Origin of the sequence: Rhizobium oryzihabitans (genome assembly GCF_010669145.1) — a bacterium.
Classification (GTDB): Bacteria; Pseudomonadota; Alphaproteobacteria; order Rhizobiales; family Rhizobiaceae; genus Agrobacterium; species Agrobacterium oryzihabitans.
Genome location: NZ_CP048632.1, coordinates 1,433,748 through 1,457,611, shown reverse-complemented (window position 1 = coordinate 1,457,611; position 23,864 = coordinate 1,433,748). Strand labels below are relative to the sequence as shown.

The following is a 23,864-nucleotide window of genomic DNA, read 5'->3' as shown; positions in this document are numbered from 1 at the left end:
ATCAGGTCAGTTCGCGCGCAATGACGTGATGCACGATGCGATAATTCCGGCTTTCCTCCCCGAGCGGCGCGAGCGGCCAGTCCCATGCGGCGGCCGGCATGGGAATATCGATGCCATGCAGCAAGTCCTCGTGCTGCTGCAAGCTGCCATCCCTGCCGATGACCTCGAAGGAGGTGTCCGTGACAAGGCATACCTTGCAGGGAAGTCCGGCAAGCGCGTCCAGATGCGTCTGGATAAGCCTCGGCAGCAGGTCGTTCGGCGCATCTGCGATCTTTTCCCGCTCCAGCCGATGGCGCGCGCCCGTGCCGATCTGCGACAGAAGATTGGCCGATACGACGAAATCGAGATAGGGCACCCGCCGCAGAAAATCGAGCGGTTCGGCCGGCCGGCCGGCAAGAACATCGTCAAAACCGGAAAGATCGCGGTTGGCGATACGGACATTCTTTTTGGCATTGAGGCGCAGCTTCGCCTGCACGCTGGCGAGATGCACCAGATCGACCAGGACGACGGTGTCGAACATTGCCACCAGCGCATCATAGGGCACGTCGCGCAGCAGGCCCGAGCCGAGCACCACGGCCGTTCGCCTCTGTTTCAGTTTTCTCGCCGATTGCAGCACGAATTGCCGGCTGTTGTTTTCATGCTCCGCCCAGGCTTTGGCGCAGCGGCTGGCGCGCGCCCAGAGGTTGACGGAATATCGGATATGCGGCCGAAAGGGCTTCGGCGTGGCCGCGCGCGTGGCGGCATATTGCAGGGCTTCGAGGATCATGAATGCCTAACGGTAAATTTCGCGGCGATGGCCGATTTCGACCACCAGCACGACAAGCTTGTGATCCTGTATATGCGGTAATCGCCCACCCGGTAGCGCCAGAAATTTCCGAGTTCGGAGCCTTGCAGGGCGGAACCTGTCTGACGGGGATCGTCGAGCACCGCCAATCTTTCGTGGAGAAAGGCGCGGATTCTCCGGCGTATTTCCGGATTTAACTTGCGCATCTCTTTCTGGACAAGTGTGTGGTACTCAATTGTCCAGATCACGCCAGAACTCCTCGGCGCTTATCACCTTTGCTTCGCCACGCTGGATTTGTCGCACTGCCTCTTCGGCGAGATAGAGATCTTCCATATCCTCGATATGTTTCTCGATCGCCTCGCGGATGTAAAAAGCGGATGTGCGGCCGGTGCGCGCAGACAGCGCTTTCAGCCGTTCATAGGTCTCGTCCGGCAGGCGAATGGCCGTCTGTTTGCTCATGGGTCGCGTCCTTCCCGATCCGAATTGGGATACATGTATCCCATATAGCACCGCTTGGCTGCGCCGGCCAGCAGAACTGAGCCTTTGCAGCTTGCCGCACAGGGCTTCATCCTCTAATACACCGGCATAATTTCAGGAAAATATCGGATCGGCATCATGAGCGAAAAAGCAAAAAAGCCTCAGAAACTGAAAGCCCGCCTGCCGCGCGGCTTCGTGGATCGCTCGGTTGCCGATATTCATGCCACCAATGAGATGATCGAGAAGATCCGCAGGGTCTACGAGCTTTACGGCTTCGATCCGGTGGAAACCCCACTGTTCGAATATACCGATGCGCTCGGCAAATTCCTGCCCGATAGCGACCGTCCGAACGAAGGCGTGTTTTCGCTGCAGGACGATGACGACCAATGGATGAGCCTGCGCTACGATCTCACCGCGCCGCTCGCCCGCCATGTCGCGGAAAACTTTAACGAAATCCAGCTGCCATACCGCACCTATCGCGCCGGTTATGTCTTCCGCAATGAAAAGCCCGGCCCCGGCCGCTTCCGGCAGTTCATGCAGTTCGATGCCGATACGGTGGGCGCCGCCGGCGTGCAGGCCGATGCCGAAATGTGCATGATGATGGCCGATACACTGGAAGCGCTCGGCATTCAGCGTGGCGATTACGTCGTCCGCGTCAACAACCGCAAGGTGCTTGATGGCGTGATGGAAGCCATCGGCCTCGGCGGTGAGGACAATGTCGGTCGTCGCCTCAATGTTTTGCGCGCCATCGATAAGCTCGACAAGTTCGGTCCTGAAGGCGTGAAGCTGTTGCTTGGTCCCGGCCGCAAGGACGAGTCCGGTGATTTCACCAAGGGCGCGGGGCTGGATGCCGAAGACATCACACTTCTGATTGGTTTCCTTCAGTCCACAGTAAGCATTGGAAGTCATCAGATAGCGTACGAGAATAGCGATCAGAGCGTTGATACAAAGCTGATGCCTCACGCGATGTTTCCATACGACGGCAACCGCTTGATTTCGAATGAACGCTTTTCTGAGGGAATCGCGGAGTTGTCCACGATCCGGAGTATAATTCACTCTGCTGGTTACGGCTCCGATCGCATCAAGATAGACCCCTCCGTCGTGCGTGGCCTCGAATACTACACCGGCCCCGTCTACGAGGCCGAACTGACTTTCGATGTTACTAATGAAAAGGGCGAAAAGGTCGTGTTCGGTTCGGTCGGCGGCGGCGGTCGTTATGACGGCCTCGTCTCGCGCTTCATGGGCCAGCCGGTTCCGGCCACGGGTTTCTCCATCGGCGTTTCGCGCCTGATGACGGCGCTGAAGAACCTCGGCAAGCTCGGTCAGGTCAAGCCGCTTGCCCCCGTTCTGATCACGGTCATGGATGGCGATGTGCAGAGCATGGGCCGTTACCAGACATTCACGCAGGCGCTGCGCAATGAGGGCATCCGCGCTGAAATGTATCAGGGCAACTGGAAGAAATTCGGCAACCAGCTGAAATATGCCGACCGCCTCGGTTCCCCCATCGCCATCATTCAGGGCGGTGATGAGCGCGCCGAAGGTGTGGTGCAGATCAAGGATCTGATCGAAGGCAAGCGTCTCTCCGGCGAGATCGAGGACAATGCCAGCTGGCGCGAGGCGCGTGTGGCGCAGGTCACCGTACTGGAGGCGGATCTGGTGGCGAAGGTCCGCGAGATTCTGGAGCATCAGGCAGAGGACGTTCGCCGCGCCGCCGAAGGGCGTTAAGGTCATGGCGATCCTCGCGCTCGACCATGTTCAACTGGCTATGCCGGCGGGCCGTGAGGATGAGGCGCGCGCTTTTTATGGCGGCCTGCTCGGCTTTGCGGAGCAGGCCAAGCCCACTAATCTCGCCGCGCGCGGCGGGTGCTGGTTCAGCCGGGGTTCGATAAAACTGCATCTCGGCGTCGAGCAGGATTTCCGCCCGGCGAAGAAAGCCCATCCGGCCTTTCTGGTCGATGATATGGCAACCTTGCGAAAAACACTTGAAACAGCAGGCTGCCATGTGGTTGAGGATGAGCCGCTTGAAGGGTATCACCGGTTTTATGTCCATGATCCCTTCGGAAACCGCATCGAAATGATGCAGCCGCTCGAACCGTAACGAAAAGTACCGTTCCATGCCCCTGATCGACATGCCGGAATTTTCCGGAGAGCTACTGGAAGAATTCGCCGCGCGCCGCACGAGCCGCGTGAACACGCCGGTCATCCAGCCCGCCGAACCCTTTCTGGATATGGCGGGCGAAGATTTGCGACGCCGTATTTTCATGACGGAGAGCGAGACGGGTGAGAGCCTGTGCCTGCGCCCGGAATTCACCATTCCCGTCTGCCTGCGCCATATCGAGACGGCGACCGGTACGCCGAAGCGTTATTCCTATCTGGGCGAGGTCTTCCGCCAGCGCCGTGAAGGTGCGAACGAATTTTATCAGGCTGGCATCGAGGATCTTGGCGACACCGATATCGCCGCTGCCGATGCCCGCGCCGTGATAGACGCAACCGCCATCCTCAAGCGGCTGCTGCCCGGCCGTTCACTCTCCGTCACGCTGGGAGACCAGCAGGTGTTCGAAGCGGTCGTCGCAGCTCTCGGCCTGCCGCTCGGCTGGCAGAAGCGGCTGGTGCAGGCCTTTGGCGATATGGCGCAGCTGGACGCGTTGCTGGAAAGCCTCGTGCATCCCAAACCCATGACCGGCCTCGACGCGCGGGTCGCCGGCCTTCTGGCCACAGGCGAAGAGGCGGTGCTGGTCGATTATCTCGACACGGTGATGCAGGAAACCGGCTATTCCACCAATGCCAGCCGCTCACCGCAGGAAATTGCCCGCCGCCTGCGGGAAAAGCTGGCGCTTGCCGCCACGCGGCTGCCGGATGAGAGCTTCGAGCTGCTCAAGCAGTTCCTGGCCCTGCAGGCGCCCTTGCCGCAGGCATCGCAAATTCTGGCTGACTTCGCCGCAAAGGCGAAACTAAAACTGGATGGCGCGCTTTCCGCTTTCGATAAACGTGTCGCAGCACTTGCCAATGCTGGCGTCGATCTGGAAACGGTTACCTATGGCGCAGCCTTCGGCCGCCCGCTCGATTATTATACCGGCCTTGTTTTCGAGGTGGTGGAAACGGGCGGCGATAGCGTGCTGGCAGGTGGCGGCCGTTTCGACCGGCTGCTGACGCTGCTCGGCGCGCAGGAAAAAATACCCGCCGTGGGCTTTTCGCTCTGGCTGGATCGCATCGAAACGGTGCGCGGGAGCAAGCCATGATCACCATCGCATTGCCCTCCAAGGGCCGGATGAAGGAAGACGCCTCCGCTGTTCTGGAACGTGCCGGGCTGAAAGTCGCGGCTGTCGGCAATGACCGTTCCTATCGCGGCCGCATCGAAGGACGCGACGATATCGAGATCGCTTATCTGTCAGCCTCCGAGATCGCCCGCGAGATCGGCGCTGGTACGGTGGATTTCGGCGTGACGGGGGAGGACCTCGTGCGCGAGGGGCTGACCAACGCCGATGCACAGGTGGAATTCTGCGCCCGCCTCGGTTTCGGCCATGCCGATGTCGTTGTCGCCGTGCCGGAAATCTGGCTGGATGTGGACAGCATGGCCGATCTCGGCGACGTGGCCTCGGAATTCCGCGCCCGTCACGGACGAAGGCTCGCCATCGCCACCAAATACTGGCGGCTGACGCAGCAGTTCTTTTCGCGCCAGCACGGCATCCAGCTTTATCGCATCGTCGAAAGCCTTGGCGCGACCGAAGGTGCGCCGGCGGCGGGGCAGGCGGATATCATCGTCGATATCACCTCGACCGGCTCGACGCTGAAGGCCAACCACCTGAAAATTCTCTCCGACGGCATCATCGTCCGTTCGGAAGCCTGCTTCGTACGCGCCCGCAAGGCGGACCATGAGGGCGATGCGGCGGTTCAGGAGATCGCCTCGCGCATCAGGGCTGCGGTTTGACGACGTAAAACAAAAAAGCCGCCGGAGCGATCCGGCGGCTTTTTTGTAAGTCGATCCATTTGGCTTATGCGTGGGCCACAGCCGCGCCGCGCTTAGCGTCGACGGAGTAGGCGCCGGGGCCGAAGGCGGCAAGCAGGATGTAGGCGCCGGCAAGGGTGATGTTCTTCACCATCATGATGCCGTTCAGCGTGTTGATCCAGCCAAGAGCCGGCTCAGGCCAGCCGGGAACGGCAACGGTGCCGCTGTGGAACACCAGACCGGTGAAGACGCAGAAGACGGCAAGCGCCCAGGCGGCGATCTTGGTCTGGAAACCAGTGAGAATGGCAAGGCCGGCAACGAGTTCGAACAGGCCTGCAACATAGGCAAGCGCGGTTGCGGCGGGCAGGCCGGCGCCCGTGATCATGCCGGCCGTACCGGCTGGATCGACAAGCTTGCTGAAGCCTGAAGAGATGAAGATGAAGGAAAGCAGAATGCGGGCGATGAGAACGAGAACGTTCTGGCTGCTGGACATGAAAATCTCCGGTAATTGATCGGCGTGTCGCCGGTTAAGCTGCAGGGCAATGTCTGGAGATATCAATGGCCGAAAATTACTCGCTCATAAAGATGAACAAGAGGAGACGAATTGTCGTCATTTTGTGAACGATGGCAAGCCTTCGGCAAGTTGTTCAGGCGGCGAAGCGAATATCTTCGAAACGCGGAAACAGGAAGAGCCCGGAAATCCGCCCTTGCCGGTCGTCCTCGAAACCGGCGGATTCACCCATGCAGATGACGGGCTGTCGCATCGCCGGCAGGATGAAGAGGTTGGTGGAAAAGCAGAATCGTGAAGGCGCAGTGGAGGCCTGCTCGAAAAGCTCCAGGACGCGGGCATGGTCGCTGCGATCGTAACAGCGGACAAGGCTGAGCAGACCGCATTCGCCGGGCGGCAGGCCGTGCATGAAGGAGGCCTGTTCGCCGAGCCGGATGACGCCGCTTGAAAGATCGCTGCTCCACTCCTCCGAAATGAAGAAATTGGACAGGGTTCGGGGATCGGGCGTGGTCGTCACGGCCGCAGGCAGAGCATCGTTGCGTCTTGATATTTCGAACAAATCGCGCCCCCGCATGAACATCGTACCAGCACCGCAATTTCAAGCGTCGCTGCCAAGTTGAACTTCCACCGCCACCCGCAGTCGAACGTGTTAGCCAGGCATCGAACCCCTTCAATGCTTGCGTTCTGTCGCGGCACCCTTACGGGGGCTGACTTATAGTTTATTTTCTCTTACCCACAACAACCTGTCAGAGAGAAAATCAAAAATATTATGTATTCCTTCATCGCAATCGCGAAATATATGAAAAAAGACAACTATGTGTCGAACTTATAAGCCGGCAAGGGCGAAACTCCGCCCCATATGCGATTGCGATTCGCTCTTTGGGCTGTCCTATTATTGCATGCGCTTCCAAAAACAAGCCGGCTAAGGTCGATCCTGTCCCAAAAAGAGACAATATTTTTAGCCCGCATCGGCCAGGTTGCAATATCCTGCGGATTTGGCGTCGCCGGTTCCCCCCGCGGCAAAGAAAAAAGGCGATCCGAAGACCGCCCTTTCTTATTCCAGAGACAGGACTGATTGGAAGTCCATGCCGCCCGTCTGGTGCGCTTGCGACGCCAGACCACCAAGGTGGCATGGGCGGCAAAGAAAAAGGGCGATCCGAAGACCGCCCTTTCTTATTCCAGAGACAGGACTGATTAGAAGTCCATGCCGCCCATGCCGCCGCCAGGCATCTGGGGCATTGCCGATTCCTTCTTCGGAAGTTCGGCGATCATGGCTTCGGTGGTGATCAGCAGCGAAGCAACCGAAGCTGCGTTCTGCAGAGCCGTGCGAACAACCTTGACCGGGTCGACGATGCCGAGCTGGATCAGGTCGCCATATTCGCCGGTCTGGGCGTTGTAGCCGTAGTTGTCTTCGTTCTTTTCGAGGATCTTGCCAACAACGATGGAAGCTTCGTCACCAGCGTTTTCTGCGATCTGGCGAACCAGAGCCTGCAGAGCCTTGCGCACGATGTTGATGCCGGCTTCCTGGTCGTCGTTTGCACCCTTGGCGGTGATCTTCGTGGAAGAACGCAGCAGGGCAACGCCGCCGCCCGGTACGATGCCTTCCTGAACAGCAGCGCGCGTCGCGTTGAGAGCGTCGTCGATGCGGTCCTTCTTTTCCTTCACTTCAACTTCCGTCGAACCGCCAACGCGGATCACGGCAACGCCGCCAGCGAGCTTGGCAAGACGTTCCTGCAGCTTTTCGCGGTCGTAGTCGGAAGTGGTTTCTTCGATCTGCGCCTTGATCTGGGCAACGCGGCCTTCGATGTCCGACTTCTGGCCGGCACCGTCGACGATCGTGGTGTTTTCCTTGGAGATCGAAACCTTCTTCGACTTGCCGAGCATGTCGAGGGTAACGCTTTCGAGCTTGATGCCGAGGTCTTCGGAAATGACGGTACCACCGGTCAGGATGGCGATGTCTTCCAGCATGGCCTTGCGGCGGTCGCCGAAGCCAGGAGCCTTGACGGCAGCGATCTTGAGGCCGCCACGCAGCTTGTTGACGACGAGCGTTGCAAGAGCTTCGCCTTCGACGTCTTCAGCGATGATGACGAGCGGCTTGCCGGTCTGAACGACAGCTTCGAGAACAGGCAGCATGGCCTGGAGGTTCGAAAGCTTCTTTTCGTGCAGAAGGATGTAGGCGTCTTCGAGGTCCGCAACCATCTTTTCCGGGTTGGTCACGAAGTAGGGCGACAGGTAGCCGCGGTCGAACTGCATGCCTTCGACGACTTCGAGTTCGGTTTCAGCGGTCTTGGCTTCTTCAACGGTGATGACGCCTTCGTTGCCGACGCGCTGCATTGCTTCAGCAATGTCGAGACCGATCTGACGTTCGCCGTTTGCGGAGATCGTGCCGACCTGAGCAACTTCTTCCGAAGTGTTGATCTTCTTGGCCTTGGCCTGAAGGTCCTTGACGACTTCTGCAACGGCCAGATCGATGCCGCGCTTCAGGTCCATCGGGTTCATGCCGGCAGCAACTGCCTTTGCACCTTCGCGAACGATGGCCTGGGCCAGAACCGTTGCGGTGGTGGTGCCGTCACCGGCGATGTCGTTGGTCTTGGAAGCGACTTCGCGAACGAGCTGTGCGCCCATGTTCTCGAACTTGTCTTCCAGTTCGATTTCCTTGGCGACCGAAACGCCGTCCTTGGTGATGCGCGGTGCGCCGAAGGACTTGTCGATTACGACGTTACGACCCTTCGGGCCGAGGGTGACCTTCACTGCATCAGCGAGAATGTCGACGCCCTTGAGCATCTTTTCGCGCGCTGTGCGGCCGAATTTGACTTCTTTGGCTGCCATTTTCAAAACTCCTGGTTTCGAACGGCCGGACCGGGTCCGGCTTGAAATTTACGGAAACGATGGGTCCGGCGAAATCAGCCGATGATACCCATGATGTCGGCTTCCTTCATGATCAGAAGGTCTTCGCCGTCGAGCTTGACTTCAGTGCCCGACCACTTGCCGAACAGGACGCGATCGCCAACCTTGACGTCGAGAGCGACGACCTTGCCGGCCTCGTCACGTGCGCCGGAACCGACGGCGACGATTTCGCCTTCCTGCGGCTTTTCCTTGGCGGTATCGGGAATGATGATGCCGCCCTTGGTCTTTGCTTCGGATTCAACGCGACGAACGACGACGCGATCATGAAGCGGGCGGAAATTGGTGCTTGTCATTGCCTAATCCCTCGATCAAATGACTTCAGGAACCTTTTGGAGGTTCACGTGATGGGTGTTAGCACTCCCCTTGTTGGAGTGCCAGCGAAACCGAGATAAGGAGGCGTTCTACCTGAGTCAAGAACGCGCCGTCGGAAAAATTTTATGCGCTATGGTTATCAGCGTTCCATGACAGAAATTTCCCATGCTTGGGAGAAGTCATAAAACTCCACATCGTGAGCTTGGACGGCGCGAAAAGTCGCCGCCGTCATCCTCGGGCTTGTCCCGAGGATCTGCCAACGCATTGATTTTCTCGACGTGTTTAGATCCTCGGGACAAGCCCGAGGATGACGGCGAGTGTGAGGCGGCATTCCGTTCGGGCCGAAGCCCCGCTCGATACCGCTTTTTTTCTTGCCATCGGCGTCCCGCTTTGCGATGTGACGCACACCCTTTTCTCGCATCCGGAAAGCATATCATGGCCCATCGCATTCTCACCCTCGGCGAAATCACTGATGGGTTCGACGTTATTCTTTCGGATGTCTGGGGCGTGCTGCACAATGGCGTCAGCGCCTTTCCCCATGCGGCGGTTGCACTGCACGAAGCGCGCAAGGCCGGCAAGACGGTGGTGCTCATCACCAATTCGCCGCGTCCAGCCCCGGTGTCATTGCCCAGCTTCGCGTGCTCGGCGTGCCGGATGAGGCCTATGACCGCATCATCACCTCCGGCGACGTTACCCGCGGCCTGATCGCCGAAGGTCCGAAGAAAGTCTTCCTGCTTGGCCCGGAGCGGGACATGCCGCTGCTCGAAGGTCTCGATGTCGAACGGGTGGGCGAGGCGGAAGCGCAATCCGTCGTCTGCACCGGTTTCTTCGACGACGAGACGGAAACCCCCGAGGATTATACCGAGATGCTCAAGGGCTTCATCGCCCGCGGCGCGCCGATGATCTGCGCCAATCCCGATCTGGTGGTGGAGCGCGGCGAGCGCATCATTCCCTGCGCCGGTGCCATGGCCGCCTATTATGAACAGCTCGGCGGCGAAGTCCGCATTGCCGGCAAGCCGCATGCGCCGATTTATGAAGCCTGCCTTGCGGCGGCCAAAGAAGTGCGCGGTTCCTTCCCGAAGGATCGCGTGCTCGCCATTGGCGATGGCATGCCGACGGATGTGAAGGGCGCGATTGCGAGCGGCCTCAACCTTCTTTATATCAGCGGCGGCATTCACGCTGCCGAATATACGCTGAACGGCCACACGGACGAGGCGCTTCTGAACGCCTATCTGAAGGGGCAGGGTGCTGCTCCCGGCTGGTGGATGCCACGCCTTGCCTGAGAACGTCTGGCCCGAGAACATCTGGCCTGAGCTGACGTAAAAAATGGATCGACTGCCATGACCGTCTTTCATCGCAACGAAAAAAAAGAGCCGCTGCCGGAAGCTCTTCGCGGCGGCGTGATCGCAATCGGTAATTTCGATGGTGTGCATCGCGGCCACCGCGCCGTTCTGGACCGTGCGCTGGAACTGGCCGAGGCGCGTGGCGTGCCCGCGCTGGTTCTGACCTTCGAGCCGCATCCCCGTTTCGTGTTCCGCCCCGAAACGCCGGTCTTCCGCCTCACCCCCGCACCGTTGAAGGCGCGCATTCTTGAAGCCATCGGTTTCCGCTCCGTCATCGAATACCCCTTCGACAGGGAATTCTCGCAGCGTTCGGCGGAAGAATTCGTCAAGTCCATTCTGGTCGACTGGCTGGGCGCCAGCGCCGTCGTCACCGGCTTTGATTTTCACTTCGGTAAAGGTCGCGAAGGCGGCCCGGCATTTCTGATGGCGGCCGGCAAGCGCCACGGTTTCGATGTGACGCTGGTGGATGCCTTCCGCGACGAGGGCTCGGATGTCGTTTCCTCCAGCCGCATCCGCTCGCATTTGTGCGAAGGCGATGTGGCGGGTGCGGCCGGATTGCTGGATTACCGCTTCACGGTGGAAAGCGAAGTCATCGGCGGCCAGAAGCTTGGGCGCACATTGGGTTATCCGACAGCCAACATGGCGCTGGCACCTGAAACGGAACTGAAGGCGGGTATCTATGCCGTGCGGTTCCGCCGTCCCGATGGTTCGATCCGAGATGGTGTCGCAAGTTTCGGCTACCGCCCGACGGTGACCGAAAACGGCGCGGCGCTGCTCGAAACCTATGTCTTCGATTTCTCCGGCGATCTCTACGGCGAAGTATGTTCGGTGTCCTTCTTCGGACACTTGCGCGACGAGCTGAAATTCGACGGTCTGGAGCCGCTGGTCGCGCAGATCAGGCGCGATGAGGAAGAGGCGAGGGCGATGCTCTCAGGCGTGCGGCCGCTGAGCGAAGTTGATGAGAAGATCGCGTTTTGAGCGCGCAGGGCCGGTCAGCCCGTATTCCGGCCCATATTGCTGTCGCTTTTCTCTTCCTTTTTGCTGGAAAACCGCATAAACAACCGGCCATGTCCCAATACCGGTTGATGTTTAAAAATCAGATTGGCCGAATTATTGGCCCGGCCTTCCGCCCGCTCTGAAGAGCCGGAAGGTCCGGGATTTTGGCGCTTGTCATGGCATTTGTGACGGTGCTTTCCGAATTTGCCCTCTTTGAAATTGAGACGGCGCGACCGACACGGCGCGCAACAACGGTACGATTATGAGCGACACCGCAGAAAAATTCGATTATTCCGCCACCCTCTATCTGCCGCAGACGGATTTTCCGATGCGCGCCGGCCTGCCGCAGAAGGAACCGGAAACGGTCAAGCGCTGGCAGGAGATGGGCCTTTACAAGCGGCTGCGCGCCTCCGCCGCCGGCCGCGAAAAATTCGTGCTGCATGACGGCCCGCCCTATGCCAACGGCAATATCCACATCGGCCATGCGCTCAACAAGATCCTGAAGGACGTCATCACCCGCTCGTTCCAGATGCGCGGTTACGATGCCAATTACGTGCCGGGCTGGGATTGCCACGGCCTGCCGATCGAATGGAAGATCGAGGAAGCCTATCGCGCCAAGGGCAAGAACAAGGACGAGGTTCCGGTCAACGAATTCCGCAAGGAATGCCGTGACTTTGCGGCTGGCTGGATCAAGGTTCAGTCGGAGGAGTTCAAGCGCCTCGGCATCGAAGGCGACTTTGAAAATCCCTATACGACGATGAACTTCCACGCCGAAGCCCGCATCGCCGGCGAACTCCTGAAGATCGCCCGCACCGGCCAGCTTTATCGCGGCTCGAAGCCGATCATGTGGTCGGTGGTCGAACGCACGGCGCTGGCGGAAGCCGAAGTCGAATATGCCGATGTCGAGAGCGACATGATCTGGGTCAAATTCCCGGTCGTGGATGTGAAGGGAGCAGCAAAAGCAGAGTGGGTATCAGGAGCCAACTCAGTTTTGCCTGTAGTCAATGATCTCAACGATCTTGAGGGTACTTCAGTCGTCATTTGGACGACCACACCGTGGACCATCCCCGGTAACCGCGCCATCGCGTTTTCGTCGCGGGTCGAGTATGGCCTCTACGAAGTTGAAAGCGCGCAGAACGATTTCGGTCCGCAGCCGGGCGAAAAGCTGATCTTCGCGAAGAAGCTGGCCGATGAGGCCGCCGCCAAGGCGAAGTTGACCTTTAAGCTCGTTCGCGATGTGACAAGCGAAGAACTGGCCGCCATCACCTGCGCCCATCCGCTGGCGTCGCTCGGTTACGATTTCGCGGTTCCGCTGCTCGAAGGCGATCACGTTACCGACGATGCCGGTACGGGCTTCGTGCATACAGCGCCGAGCCATGGCCGCGAAGACTTTGACGTCTGGACCGCGCATCAGCGTGAGCTGGAAGCGCGCGGCGTGTCGCCGGCCATCCCGTTCCCGGTCGGCGACGACGGCTTCTACACGGAGGACGCCCCCGGTTTCGGCCCGTCCGCCGAAGGCGGTGCTGCCCGCGTCATGGACGACAACGGCAAGAAGGGCGATGCGAACGAGCGTGTCATCAAGGCGCTGATCGCGGAAAACAACCTGTTTGCCCGAGGCCGTCTGAAGCACAGCTATCCGCATAGCTGGCGCTCCAAAAAGCCGGTCATCTTCCGCAACACGCCGCAATGGTTCGTCTATATGGACAAGGAACTGGGCGACGGCACGACGCTGCGTTCTCGCTCGCTTAGCGCCATCGACGACACCCGCTTCGTCCCGGCCTCCGGCCAGAACCGCCTGCGCGCCATGATCGAAGGCCGGCCCGACTGGGTTCTGTCGCGCCAGCGCAGCTGGGGCGTACCGATCGCCGTCTTCGCCGACGAAAAGGGCGAAGTCCTGGTCGATGAGGCCGTCAACGCCCGCATCCTCGAGGCCTTCGAGGCTGAAGGTGCGGATGCCTGGTTTGCCGAAGGCGCCAAGGAACGCTTCCTCGGCAATGACCACGACCACGCCAGATGGCTGCAGGTCATGGATATCCTCGACGTCTGGTTCGACAGCGGCTGCACCCACACCTTCACGCTGGAAGACCGCCCGGACATGAAATGGCCGGCGGATGTCTATCTTGAGGGTTCCGACCAGCATCGCGGCTGGTTCCATTCGTCGCTGCTCGAAAGCTGCGCGACGCGCGGCCGTGCACCCTATAACGCCGTTGTCACCCATGGTTTCACCATGGATGAGAAGGGCGAGAAGATGTCCAAGTCCAAGGGCAACGTGGTTTCGCCGCAGGAAGTCATGAAGGACGCCGGTGCGGATATCCTGCGCCTGTGGGTCATGACCACGGATTATTGGGAAGACCAGCGCCTCGGCAAGGCCATCATCCAGACCAATGTCGATGCCTATCGCAAACTGCGCAACACCATCCGCTGGATGCTCGGCACCCTTGCCCATTATGAGGGCGAGGAGATCGCCTATGCCGATCTGCCGGAGCTGGAAAAGCTGGTGCTGCACCGCCTGTCCGAACTGGATGGCGTCGTTCGTGAAGGTTATGACGGCTTCGAGTTCAAGAAGATCGCCCGCGCGCTGGTGGATTTCGCCAATGTCGAGCTTTCGGCCTTCTATTTCGATATCCGCAAGGACACGCTTTATTGCGACGCGCCGTCGTCGCTGAAGCGCCGTGCTTCGCTGTCGGTCATCGCAAAGCTGTTCGATTGCCTCGTCTCGTGGCTCGCGCCCATGCTGCCCTTCACGACGGAAGAAGCGTGGCTTTCGCGTTATCCGGATGCTGAATCGGTGCATCTTGCCCAGTTCCCGGAAATCCCGGCGGAATGGAAGAACGATGCGCTGGAAGCGAAGTGGGAAAAAATCCGCAAGGTCCGCACGGTCGTGACAGGTGCGCTGGAAGTGGAGCGTCGTGAAAAGCGCATCGGCTCCTCGCTTGAGGCTGCTCCCGTCGTGCATATTGCCGATGCCGACCTGCTGGCGGCGTTGAAGGGGCAGGATTTTGCCGAAATCTGCATCACTTCGGCCATTTCGGTGGTGGGTGATGAAGGCCCGGCCGATGGCTTCCGCCTGCCGGAAGTCGCAAAGGTCGTGGTCGAGCAGAAGCTGGCGGAGGGTGCAAAATGCGCCCGCTCGTGGCGCATCACCACCGATGTCGGTTCCGATCCGGATTATCCGGAGGTTTCGGCCCGCGATGCGGCCGCGCTGCGCGAGCTTGCGGCCCTGGCATAATGAAAATGGCCGGATGAATTGCGCTTTGGCTCTTCATCCGGTACACCTGCCTGAAAATGGCCGGATTTGCACGGCAATGCGGGCTGCCGCCTGCCGAAAGACGATGTCTGGCGCAGTGGGACAGACGGCTGGAAGGGTTTCGATGAAGACGATGCAGGGTAATGCGCAGGGTTTGGGCATGTTTCGCACGGTTGCAGGCATCACGGCGATAGGGGTGCTGCTCGGCGCTTGCACGAGCCCGACCTACGGTACGGGCAAGACGGCGGCGGAACAGCTTGTCGACGACCTCGGCAACGCGACGTCGATCACCGGTGATCAGACCAAGCGTAACCTGAAATACAGCCCCCGCCCGGGCCTCGTCGTTCCGGCCCAGTCCCGCGCCGAACAATTGGCCGCGCCGCAGCAGAACATGGCAAGCCGCGAAAACAACCCGCAATGGGTCGAATCGCCGGAAGAGACCCGCGAACGTCTGCGCGACGAGGCGGATGCCAACAAGAACAATCCGCACTACCGCTCGCCGCTGCTCGCCGGTAACGGCACTGCCGGCCAGATGACCGAAAGCCAGAAATGGGAAGCCTTCCGCAAGGCGAAGGCCGAAGCCCAGGGCGGCTCGGTCGTTAACGCCCAGCGCCGGTTCCTTACTGATCCGCCGGCCGAATATCGCAGCGTTCCGCAGGATCAGCTGACCGATCTTGGTGAGCCGGAGCAGAAGAAGGAAAAGCGCCGCAAGAAAGAAGCGGCTGTCGCAAATACCGGCAAGAGCTGGTGGAACCCCTTCCAGTAAAAACCAATGGCTGATGGCCTGCGAGAAAGCTTGCGCCTCCCGCCGGTCGCTCAATCGTCGAGACGTTTCTCGCGGAAAAATTGCCGCAGGATTTCCGCACTTTCGCTTTCCGCAAGTCCCGAATAAACATCCGGCGCATGGTGGCATGTCGGCTGGCTGAAGAAGCGTACACCATTATCCACCGCGCCGCCCTTGGGGTCTTCCGCGCCGTAATAAAGGCGGCGGATACGGGCGAACGAGATCGCCGCCGCGCACATGGTGCAGGGCTCAAGGGTCACATAGAGATCGGCGCCAGGCAGCCGTTCCTGCCCCAGCGCCTCGCAGGCCATGCGGATGACGGCGATTTCGGCATGCGCCGTCACATCGTTCAATTCACGGGTGCGATTGCCGGAACTGGCAATGACGCGGCCCTCCAGAACCAGCACCGCGCCGATAGGAACCTCCTGGCGTTCGCCGGCAGCGCGGGCTTCCGCCAGCGCCAGTTCCATGAAATGCGTCCTTTCGGCCATTGTGTTTCAATTTCCTCTTAACCCTTGTGCTTGGACCTGATAGGACAGCCCAAACAACAGGCAAACAGCAAATGACTTTTAAAGACAAGCCGAAGCGTGACGGCGGCAAGACAATTAGCCGCGACAAGAAGCCGAAAGGCCCCGGCAAGCCCGCCGCAGAGCGTGAAAAGAAACCGGTGGAAGCAAAGGCTGCCACGGCGCAGGAAGCCGTCGTCGGCACCAAGCCCGAGCGCATCTCCAAGATCATGGCGCGTGCCGGTGTCGCTTCGCGACGCGATGTCGAGCGGATGATCATGGAAGGCCGCGTGTCGCTGAATGGCGTCAAGCTGGATAGCCCGGTGGTGAACGCCACGCTTTCGGACAAGATCGAAGTGGACGGCATGCCGATTCGCGGTGCCGAGCGCACGCGTCTGTGGCTCTACCACAAGCCCGCCGGCCTGGTGACGACCAACTCAGACCCGGAAGGCCGCCCGACCGTTTTCGACAATCTGCCGGGTGAATTGCCGCGCGTCCTGTCGATCGGTCGCCTTGATATCAATACCGAAGGCCTGCTGCTTCTGACCAATGATGGCGGCCTGTCCCGTGTGCTGGAACTGCCGACCACCGGCTGGCTGCGCCGCTACCGCGTGCGCGCTCATGGTGAGGTCGATCAGGCCGCACTCGACAAGCTGAAAGAGGGTATCGCCGTTGACGGCGTGCTGTATGGCGCGATCGACGCGACTCTCGACCGCACCCAGGGCCACAATGTCTGGATCACCATGGGTCTGCGCGAAGGCAAGAACCGCGAGATCAAGAACGTGCTCGGCGCGCTCGGCCTTGAGGTCAACCGCCTGATCCGTATCTCCTATGGCCCGTTCCAGCTCGGTGATCTCGCTGAGGGCAAGGTGCTTGAAGTGCGCGGCCGCATGCTGCGCGACCAGCTCGGCCCACGCCTCATCGAGCAGGCTGGCGCCAATTTCGACGCGCCGATCTACGATGCGCCGACGGTTGACGACGAAGAAGAAGTACCGGCAAAGCGCGCCAAGCCGGAATGGGCAAAGGGCGACGCGCCGGAAGGCAAGCCCCGTTTTGAAAAGACCGCCGGCAAGCCGGAAGACCGTCGCGAAAAGGCGCTTGGCCGGCTCGACACCAGGCGTGGCGACAAACCTGCCGGCAAGTTCGGCTCCAAGCCCGCCGGGAAATTCGGCGCGAAGGGCCGCAGCGAGGACGATGGCGAAGAGCGCCGCAGCCCCCGCCAGCCCGCCGGCACCAACCGCACCGCCAATGTGTGGATGGCGCCCGGCGCAAGGCCGACCCGTGACGGCAAGGAACGCAAGTCTTCCGCCCGTGCGGAAGCCGAAAGCCTGTTCAAGAAGCCATCCGCCCAGGCGGAGGCGCGCCGCAACGTCGTCAGGCATGCCGATGCCGAGGGCGAGTGGATCCGTTCGGATTCCCCCCGCGAAGAGGAAGGTGGTCGCGGACGCGGCGACCGTCCGCGTGGCGGCAAGAGCTTTGGCGATCGCGCGCCTCGCGGTGAAAAGACTTTTGGCGACAGGCCATTCCGCGACAAGCCGCGTGAGGATGGTGACCGCCCGCGCAGCGACCGCCCCCGTGGCGAGAAGAGCTTCGGCGACCGCACCGCGCGTGGCGGAAAGCCTTTCGGCGACCGGCCGTTCCGCGACAAGCCGCGTGAGGAGGGTGATCGCCCGCGCAGCGACCGTCCGCGCGGCGAAAAGAGCTTCGGCGATCGCACCGCGCGTGGCGAAAAACCTTTCGGTGACCGGCCGTTCCGTGACAAGCCGCGTGAAGAGGGGGATCGCCCACGCAGCGATCGTCCGCGTGGCGAGCGACCTTTCGGGGATAAGCCCCGGGGCGCAAAACCGGGTGGCAGACCCGCATCGGGCAAGCCATCCTTTGGAAAACCGGGCGAGCGTGGCGAACGTTCGGGTTTTTCGGGCAAGGGTAAAGGCCCCGGCGGCAATGGCCCCGGCGGCGGCAAGCCGGGTGGCAAAGGCCCGGGTGGCAAACCTTCTGGAGGCAGGGGAATGACACGTAATGCGGATCGTAGGCGGTGAGTTCCGCGGCCGGACACTGGCCGCGCCGAAAACAAATTCCATTCGTCCGACAATCGACAGGACGCGGGAAAGCCTCTTCAACATATTGAGCCACGCCTATCCGGAAAGTCTGGATGGCACGCGCGTTCTGGACGTTTTTGCCGGAACGGGCGCGGTCGGTCTGGAGGCTTTGTCGCGCGGCTGTCGCGTGGCGCTCTTCGTCGAAAACGGCGTCGAGGGCAGGGGGCTTCTGTGGGAGAATATCGATGCGCTGGGGCTGCACGGGCGTGCCCGCATCCTGCGGCGTGACGCGACCAAGCTCGGCGGCGTCAACAATATCGAGCCTTTCGATCTTCTGTTTGCCGATCCGCCCTATGGCCATGGCCATGGCGAGAAGGCTTTCGCTGCTGCCCATGGTGGCGGCTGGCTGACACCCGGCGCGCTTGCCATTCTGGAAGAGCGCGGCGATGTCGCGGTCAATGTCGATGCAGCGTTCAAGCTGCTTGAAAGCCGTATCTTCGGCGACACGAAAATGCATTTCTACCGTTACGAGCCCTGACGGGAACACCTTCCCGTCACGCCACGGTCTTGTCTTGTTTGCCGAATAGGCAGAGCCTGCGTCCTGTCGACCTATACTGTCAGGCAGTGTCGCGGATAGGCTATGCCGGCAGACAGGACCTGTGCGGGGAAAGAGTTTTGGGTATTCGCATGGAGCAGGGTGTAAACGAGAGCGTCACGATCGTCCGCGCCGGAGAAGATGTTCTCGAAGGCGGCGGCACGGGTGGCCAGGAACCGACATTCGGCGTGGCGCTCGGTGGCGGCGGTGCGCGCGGCATCTGCCACATCAACGTCATCGAGGCGCTGGACGAACTCGGCATCCGGCCGGTGGCACTATCAGGCTCATCGATCGGTTCCATCATCGGTGCAGGCATGGCGGCCGGTATGACGGGCCGGGAAATCCGTGAATATACGCTCGAACTCATGGGGCGGAAGGGCTCGGTGGCCAACCGGCTCTGGAGCCTCGGCCCGGCATCGATGCGCCATGCGGTCGATGGTTTTCGCCTCGGGCAGTTCAATCTCGAACTCATTCTGCACGCACTGATGCCGCAGGCCCTGCCGAAGGATTTCTCGGAACTTGCCATTCCGCTCAAAGTGATCACCACGGACTATTACGCCCAGACCGAAGTGGTGGTGGAGAGCGGCGAAATCATCCAGGCGCTGGCGGCGTCCGCCGCCATTCCGGCGCTGTTCATGCCGGTGCGTATCGATGGCCGCATCATGATCGATGGCGGCATCTTCAACCCCGTGCCCTATGAACATCTGCTGGATCAGGCCGATATCGTCATCGGCGTCGATGTGGTCGGCGGTCCCGAAGGCGACGGCACCACCATGCCGAACCGGCTGGACAGCCTGTTCGGCGCCAGCCAGCTGATGATGCAGGCGGCGATTGCCCTGAAACTGAGGTTACGTCCGCCGCACATTTTCCTGCGCCCGCCGGTGCACCGTTTCGGCGTGCTGGATTTCCTGAAGTCCGAGGAGGTGCTGAACGCATCCGCTGGCATCAAGGACGATCTGAAACGGCAGATCGACATGCAGGTGGAACTGTTTCACCGCGGGCAGGGCGTGGAGGCTTGAGCGGTACTCCGTGAATATTCACTATCGAGCGAGCGGGTGCCACTCTCTTCTTCTCCCCGCCGGGGAGAAGGTCGCGGCAGCGGGATGAGAGGGCGACGGTAGCGATATACGGAGAGCTTGCCCCCTCATCTGACCCTTCGGGCCATCTTCTCCCCGGCGGGGAGAAGAAACAAGCAGCGCGCTCCCTGCGCTAATGCCTGCCTCGTCACCTACAACGAAACTTCCGTTTCCCCGTCTTCCTCTTCCTCACGCTTCTCCGCCTTGTTCTTCGGCTTCATCAGCGGCTCAGGCTTCACTTCGCGCACCGGCTTGTTGTGCAGCATCTGCCTGCCGGCGGCGAGACCTTCCACGGCCTGTAGCTGCAACCGCTCCTCGTCGCGTTCGCGTATGTCGTCGGAGATCGCCAGCGCCCTTTCGCCGTCCATGTCCAGCCCTTCCAGAATGCGCCTGCCGAACAGCAGGCCCGATTCCAGCGTCTCGCGGATTTCATATTCCACGCCCTTTTTCCTGAGATCGAGAGAATGCACGCGGTCATAGGAGCGGGCATAGATGCGCACGCTTGGAAATTCCGACTGGATCATGTCGATGATGCGGTCGGTGACTTCCTTCTTATGGGTGCAGACCGCCACCAGATCGGCCCGTTCGATGCCGGCCGCGATCAGCACATCCTTGCGGGTGCCATCGCCGAAAAAGATGCGGAAACCGAACCGTGCGGCCTGACGCACGCGATCGGCCGAACTGTCGATGACAGTCACATCCCGCCCGCCCGCCAGAAGGATTTGCGAGGCGATCTGGCCGAAGCGCGAAAAGCCGATCATCAGCACATCCGCGCCCGCCCCGTCGAAATCCTCGTCCAGAGTGTCTTCCTCAGCATCCTCCGCCGTCAGCCGGCGCGAAATCACGGCCAGTAACGGCGTCAGCGCCATGGAAAGCGTCACCACGGCAACGAGGATCGAGGCGGTCGCCTGCGGAAACAGTCCGGAGGCAGCGGCCGTCGTGAACAGCACGAAACCGAATTCACCGCCCTGCGCCAGAAGCAGCGCGATACGGCTCGACGCATAACGGGACGAGCCGGCGACGCGGCACAGATTGTAGATGACGGCCGCCTTCACCGCCATCATCGCCGGAACGGCGATCAGGATGAGGACGATGTGCTCATAGACGATGTTGACATGCAGCGACATACCGACCGCCATGAAGAAAAGCGCCAGAAGCAGCCCGCGAAACGGCTCTATATCGGCTTCCAGCTCGTGCCGGTAGGAGGATTCCGACAGCATCAGCCCAGCCAGCAACGCGCCCATGCCCATCGAAAGCCCGACCGCCTCCATGATGGCGGCAGCACCGATGACGACGAAGAGGGCGGCGGCGATCATCACTTCCCGCGCACCCGTGCGGGCAATGATCTGGAACATCGGTGTCAGCAGGTAGCGCCCCGCCAGCACCATGCCCGCCACCGCGATGATCGAAGCAAGGAGATCGTAGGACATCGAATCCGTCGGCACGTCCGGGCGGTTCGAAAGAATGGTGACGAGGGCAAGAAGCGGTACGATTGCGAGATCCTGAAACAGCAGGATCGAAAAGGAGCGATTGCCGTGGCGGGTGTTCATGTCGCCGTCATCGGCAAGGATTTGCAGCGCAAAGGCGGTGGAGGAAAGCGCAAGGCCGAAACCGGCGACGAGACTGCCGCGTGCATCGATCAAACCCGCCCACCAGGCAATGGCGGCCAGCACGCTGCCCGTCACCAGCACCTGCGCCAGTCCGAGCCCCAGAATGTCGCGCCGCATCTGCCATATGCGCGATGGCTTGAGTTCCAGGCCGATGATGAAGAGCAGGAAAACGACGCCCAGTTCCGAGACATTGAAGATGTCCTTGGCGTCCGTGACGAGATGCAGGAAGGGCCCGATGATGATGCCCGCCACCAGATAGCCGAGCACGGTGCCAAGCCCGAGTTTGCGGAAAACCGAGGCCGCGATGACCGCGCCGGCCAGAAGCAGCAAAGGTTCGGAAAAGAGAGCGTCGTGCTCGGTCATGCGGGCGGACTTTCGAATATGGCGGCGATGGAGCCGCTCAGATGGAGAAAGCGGCGTTTCGCCCTTGATGCGGGGTGCCTGGCACAATAAATGGAACAGGAATGAAAGGCCAACTCATGTCCTCAGAAATAGATTCTTCCAAACTTCTCGATCGCGCCAGTGAACTTGTCGATCTTGCCCGTGCAGCGGGTGCGGATGAGGCGGACGCCGTTGTCGTCCGTTCACGCTCGCAATCGGTCGGCGTGCGGCTGGGCAAAGTGGAAAGCACCGAATCCTCCGAGAGCGACGATTTTTCGCTCCGCGTTTTCGTCGGACGGCGGGTGGCGAGTGTTTCGGCCAATCCCGGCTTCGATCTGAAGACGCTGGCGGAACGGGCAGTGGCCATGGCGAAGGTCTCGCCGGAAGACCCGTTTGCGTGTCTGGCAGACAGGGAACGGCTGGCGACATCCTACGACGATCTCGAACTTTTCGATGCGACCGAGGTCTCGGCCGATCAGCTGCGCGAAGCGGCACTCGCCTCGGAAGAGGCGGCACTTGCCGTCAAGGGCGTCAGCAATTCCTCCGGCGCCGGCGCATCGAGCGGCATGGGCGGCCTCGTCCTCGTTACTTCGCACGGTTTTTCCGGCAGCTACATGGGCAGCCGTTTCAGCCGCTCCGTCAGCGTCATCGCTGGCGAAGGCACGAAGATGGAGCGCGACTACGATTTCGACAGCCGCCTCTATTATGCTGATCTCGATGCGGCCGAAGAGATCGGCCGTCGCGCCGGTGAAAAAGTCGTGCGGCGGGTCGGCCCGCGCCAGGTGGATACCGGCAGCAACATTACCGTGGTTTTCGATCCCCGCATCGCCCGCGGTTTCGTTGGTGCCATTGCCGGCGCGATCAACGGCGCTTCCGTCGCCCGCAAGACCAGCTTCCTGCGTGACAAGATGGGGCAGCAGGTTCTAAAAAAGGGCCTCCACCTCACCGATGACCCGCAGATCGTTCGCGGCCCGTCCTCTCGTCCCTTCGATGGCGAAGGTGTCAGGGGCGAGAAGATGACGATGATCGAGGACGGGGTGCTGAAGCACTGGTTCCTCTCCACCTCGGCAGCGCGTGAACTCGGCCTTGAAACCAACGGCCGCGGCGTGCGCGGCGGAACCTCGGTATCGCCGGCCTCCACCAATCTCGCGCTGGAGCCGGGCGAACTATCTCCGGAAGAACTGTTGGCGCAGGTCGGAAGCGGCTTTTACGTCACCGAGCTGATCGGCCATGGCGCCAATATGATCACCGGTGAATATAGCTGTGGTGCAAGCGGCTTCTGGATCGAGAATGGCGAAAAGTCCTTCGCGGTCTCGGAGGTGACGATTGCCTCGAACCTGAAGGACATGTTCATGCGTGTCACGCCGGCCAACGATATCGACCGCAAATACGGCGTCGCCGCACCGACGCTCGCCATCGAAGGCATGACGATCGCGGGCAAGTGAGGCAACCTGCGGGTTGTTTTCGCCGGCACTTTGTGTGCAAGTGCGAAGAGAAAAACAGGCGCGCCGCCTGAGGCGCGCGGAAAAGACGGCAAAATGAACGATATTGCAGAGGCCCGCTGGGCTTCCGATTTGAGGCTGGTCCTCGAGGCCGCGCGCAAGGCCGGCGAGACGGCGCTCGGTTTTTTCCGCAAGGATCCCGAGGTCTGGTGGAAAAATGGCGGTCTTTCGCCGGTGAGTGCGGCCGACTACGCCGCAAACGAAATTCTCGAAACCATCCTGCGATCCGCCCGGCCTGACTACGGCTGGCTGTCGGAAGAGACGGACGACGACACGGACAGGCTTGCCCGTTCCACCGTGTTCGTCGTCGACCCCATCGACGGAACCCGCGCCTTCATCGGCGGCAGGGACACCTGGTGCGTCAGCGTCGCGGTCGTGCATCAGGGGCGGCCGGTGGCGGCTGCCCTTGTCGCGCCGGCGCTCGCAGAGGAATTCACGGCAATGGAAGGCGGCGAAGCGCTGAAGAATGGGGAACCCATTTCCGCTGCCCGCGAAAATACCGGCACCTTCCATCTGGCAGCACCTGAAGATGTGATCGCGCACCTGCCGGACGAGGTTCGGGACGGCGTCAAGCGCATTCCGCATGTGCCGTCGCTCGCCTATCGGCTGGCCATGGTGGCGGATGGCCGCATCGACGGAACGCTCGTCAAGGCGAACTCGCACGAGTGGGATTTGGCCGCCGCCGACCTTATCCTCGAAAGGGCGGGCGGCCTTCTGGTCGGCCTTGATGGAAAACCTCTGATGTATAATCGCCGTGAGGTAAACCACCCCGCATTGTGCGCTGCAGCAGATTATGCGCTGCCTGCGCTTTTGAAAGCGTTTTCGCATCTGTCCGACGGTTGACGTTTGCC

At 60.9% G+C, this 23,864-nt stretch carries 20 protein-coding genes and 2 pseudogenes; 13 read left to right on the top strand and 9 right to left on the bottom strand.

Features of this window, described 5'->3' with window-relative positions:
• Window position 1: 1 nt before the first annotated feature.
• The 3 genes and pseudogenes from G3A56_RS07725 to relB all read right to left on the bottom strand — a co-directional run bounded on the left by G3A56_RS07725 (window position 2) and on the right by relB (window position 1,243).
• Entirely contained in the window at window positions 2-766 is a 765-nt protein-coding gene (locus G3A56_RS07725) for a hypothetical protein (protein WP_082183785.1), read from the bottom strand.
• Window positions 767-772: 6 nt separating this feature from the next.
• A pseudogene (locus G3A56_RS07720) lies at window positions 773-1,032 on the bottom strand (type II toxin-antitoxin system RelE family toxin).
• Window positions 1,016-1,243: a type II toxin-antitoxin system RelB family antitoxin gene (relB, locus tag G3A56_RS07715; RefSeq protein ID WP_003494062.1), complete on the bottom strand. Its 228-nt coding sequence runs from the start codon at window positions 1,241-1,243 to the stop codon at window positions 1,016-1,018. Before relB ends, G3A56_RS07720 begins: the two are co-directional and overlap by 17 nt.
• A 156-nt stretch (window positions 1,244-1,399) precedes the next feature.
• Here relB and hisS point away from each other — a divergent pair, with 156 nt between their 5' ends.
• Genes hisS through hisG form a run of 4 tightly spaced genes read left to right on the top strand, consistent with a single transcriptional unit; the run spans window position 1,400 to window position 5,189 of the window.
• Window positions 1,400-2,986 carry a histidine--tRNA ligase gene (hisS, locus tag G3A56_RS07710; protein WP_082183786.1) on the top strand — a complete coding sequence of 529 codons (1,587 nt, stop codon included), beginning with the start codon at window positions 1,400-1,402 and terminating at the stop codon, window positions 2,984-2,986.
• A 4-nt stretch (window positions 2,987-2,990) separates the two neighbouring features.
• Entirely contained in the window at window positions 2,991-3,359 is a 369-nt protein-coding gene (locus G3A56_RS07705; RefSeq protein WP_003494067.1) for a VOC family protein, read from the top strand.
• A gap of 16 nt (window positions 3,360-3,375) precedes the next feature.
• On the top strand, window positions 3,376-4,500 hold the full coding sequence (locus G3A56_RS07700) for an ATP phosphoribosyltransferase regulatory subunit (protein WP_082183787.1): 1,125 nt from the start codon (window positions 3,376-3,378) through the stop codon (window positions 4,498-4,500).
• Window positions 4,497-5,189, top strand: a complete 693-nt coding sequence (gene hisG, locus G3A56_RS07695) for an ATP phosphoribosyltransferase (RefSeq protein ID WP_003494071.1) — start codon at window positions 4,497-4,499, stop codon at window positions 5,187-5,189. Before G3A56_RS07700 ends, hisG begins: the two co-directional genes overlap by 4 nt.
• A gap of 64 nt (window positions 5,190-5,253) precedes the next feature.
• On the opposite strand, the gene G3A56_RS07690 is transcribed toward hisG, so the two are convergent.
• The 4 genes from G3A56_RS07690 to groES all read right to left on the bottom strand — a co-directional run bounded on the left by G3A56_RS07690 (window position 5,254) and on the right by groES (window position 8,915).
• The gene (locus G3A56_RS07690) at window positions 5,254-5,700 is read right to left on the bottom strand and encodes a DoxX family protein (RefSeq protein WP_082183788.1); all 447 of its coding nucleotides are present in this window, start codon (window positions 5,698-5,700) and stop codon (window positions 5,254-5,256) included.
• A gap of 154 nt (window positions 5,701-5,854) precedes the next feature.
• A complete protein-coding gene (locus G3A56_RS07685; protein WP_035242017.1) occupies window positions 5,855-6,289 on the bottom strand; it encodes a hypothetical protein in 435 nt (144 codons plus the stop codon).
• A 620-nt stretch (window positions 6,290-6,909) separates the two neighbouring features.
• Window positions 6,910-8,544 (bottom strand): chaperonin GroEL, encoded by a 1,635-nt coding sequence (gene groL / locus G3A56_RS07680; protein ID WP_003494079.1) that lies wholly within the window; start codon window positions 8,542-8,544, stop codon window positions 6,910-6,912.
• A 74-nt stretch (window positions 8,545-8,618) separates the two neighbouring features.
• On the bottom strand, window positions 8,619-8,915 hold the full coding sequence (gene groES, locus G3A56_RS07675; RefSeq protein ID WP_003494080.1) for a co-chaperone GroES: 297 nt from the start codon (window positions 8,913-8,915) through the stop codon (window positions 8,619-8,621).
• Between the two features lie 454 nt (window positions 8,916-9,369).
• Between groES and G3A56_RS07670 the strand changes: the two are divergent.
• The 4 genes and pseudogenes from G3A56_RS07670 to G3A56_RS07655 all read left to right on the top strand — a co-directional run bounded on the left by G3A56_RS07670 (window position 9,370) and on the right by G3A56_RS07655 (window position 15,286).
• Window positions 9,370-10,217 (top strand): annotated as a pseudogene (locus G3A56_RS07670) (TIGR01459 family HAD-type hydrolase).
• A 57-nt stretch (window positions 10,218-10,274) separates the two neighbouring features.
• Entirely contained in the window at window positions 10,275-11,255 is a 981-nt protein-coding gene (locus G3A56_RS07665) for a bifunctional riboflavin kinase/FAD synthetase (protein WP_082183790.1), read from the top strand.
• A 280-nt stretch (window positions 11,256-11,535) separates the two neighbouring features.
• Window positions 11,536-14,502 carry an isoleucine--tRNA ligase gene (gene ileS, locus G3A56_RS07660; protein ID WP_082183791.1) on the top strand — a complete coding sequence of 989 codons (2,967 nt, stop codon included), beginning with the start codon at window positions 11,536-11,538 and terminating at the stop codon, window positions 14,500-14,502.
• A gap of 142 nt (window positions 14,503-14,644) precedes the next feature.
• Window positions 14,645-15,286 carry a hypothetical protein gene (locus G3A56_RS07655; protein WP_164056235.1) on the top strand — a complete coding sequence of 214 codons (642 nt, stop codon included), beginning with the start codon at window positions 14,645-14,647 and terminating at the stop codon, window positions 15,284-15,286.
• Between the two features lie 50 nt (window positions 15,287-15,336).
• Here G3A56_RS07655 and G3A56_RS07650 read toward each other — a convergent pair whose 3' ends face one another.
• Window positions 15,337-15,795 (bottom strand): nucleoside deaminase, encoded by a 459-nt coding sequence (locus tag G3A56_RS07650; protein WP_082183792.1) that lies wholly within the window; start codon window positions 15,793-15,795, stop codon window positions 15,337-15,339.
• Between the two features lie 71 nt (window positions 15,796-15,866).
• On the opposite strand from G3A56_RS07650, the gene G3A56_RS07645 reads away from it, so the two are divergent.
• The 3 genes from G3A56_RS07645 to G3A56_RS07635 all read left to right on the top strand — a co-directional run bounded on the left by G3A56_RS07645 (window position 15,867) and on the right by G3A56_RS07635 (window position 19,463).
• A complete protein-coding gene (locus tag G3A56_RS07645; RefSeq protein WP_082183793.1) occupies window positions 15,867-17,849 on the top strand; it encodes a pseudouridine synthase in 1,983 nt (660 codons plus the stop codon).
• On the top strand, window positions 17,830-18,387 hold the full coding sequence (gene rsmD / locus G3A56_RS07640) for a 16S rRNA (guanine(966)-N(2))-methyltransferase RsmD (protein WP_082183794.1): 558 nt from the start codon (window positions 17,830-17,832) through the stop codon (window positions 18,385-18,387). The genes G3A56_RS07645 and rsmD overlap by 20 nt, the downstream gene beginning before the upstream one ends.
• 149 nt (window positions 18,388-18,536) lie before the next feature.
• The gene (locus tag G3A56_RS07635) at window positions 18,537-19,463 is read left to right on the top strand and encodes a patatin-like phospholipase family protein (RefSeq protein ID WP_080833606.1); all 927 of its coding nucleotides are present in this window, start codon (window positions 18,537-18,539) and stop codon (window positions 19,461-19,463) included.
• A 209-nt stretch (window positions 19,464-19,672) separates the two neighbouring features.
• Here G3A56_RS07635 and G3A56_RS07630 read toward each other — a convergent pair whose 3' ends face one another.
• Complete coding sequence (locus G3A56_RS07630; protein WP_082184601.1) at window positions 19,673-21,493, bottom strand: monovalent cation:proton antiporter-2 (CPA2) family protein; 1,821 nt, start codon at window positions 21,491-21,493, stop codon at window positions 19,673-19,675.
• Window positions 21,494-21,609: 116 nt separating this feature from the next.
• Between G3A56_RS07630 and G3A56_RS07625 the strand changes: the two genes are divergently transcribed.
• Both G3A56_RS07625 and G3A56_RS07620 read left to right on the top strand, forming a co-directional pair.
• A complete protein-coding gene (locus G3A56_RS07625; RefSeq protein ID WP_003494091.1) occupies window positions 21,610-22,956 on the top strand; it encodes a TldD/PmbA family protein in 1,347 nt (448 codons plus the stop codon).
• A 93-nt stretch (window positions 22,957-23,049) separates the two neighbouring features.
• Window positions 23,050-23,856 (top strand): 3'(2'),5'-bisphosphate nucleotidase CysQ, encoded by an 807-nt coding sequence (locus tag G3A56_RS07620; RefSeq protein WP_082183795.1) that lies wholly within the window; start codon window positions 23,050-23,052, stop codon window positions 23,854-23,856.
• The last annotated feature ends 8 nt before the right edge of the window (window positions 23,857-23,864 follow it).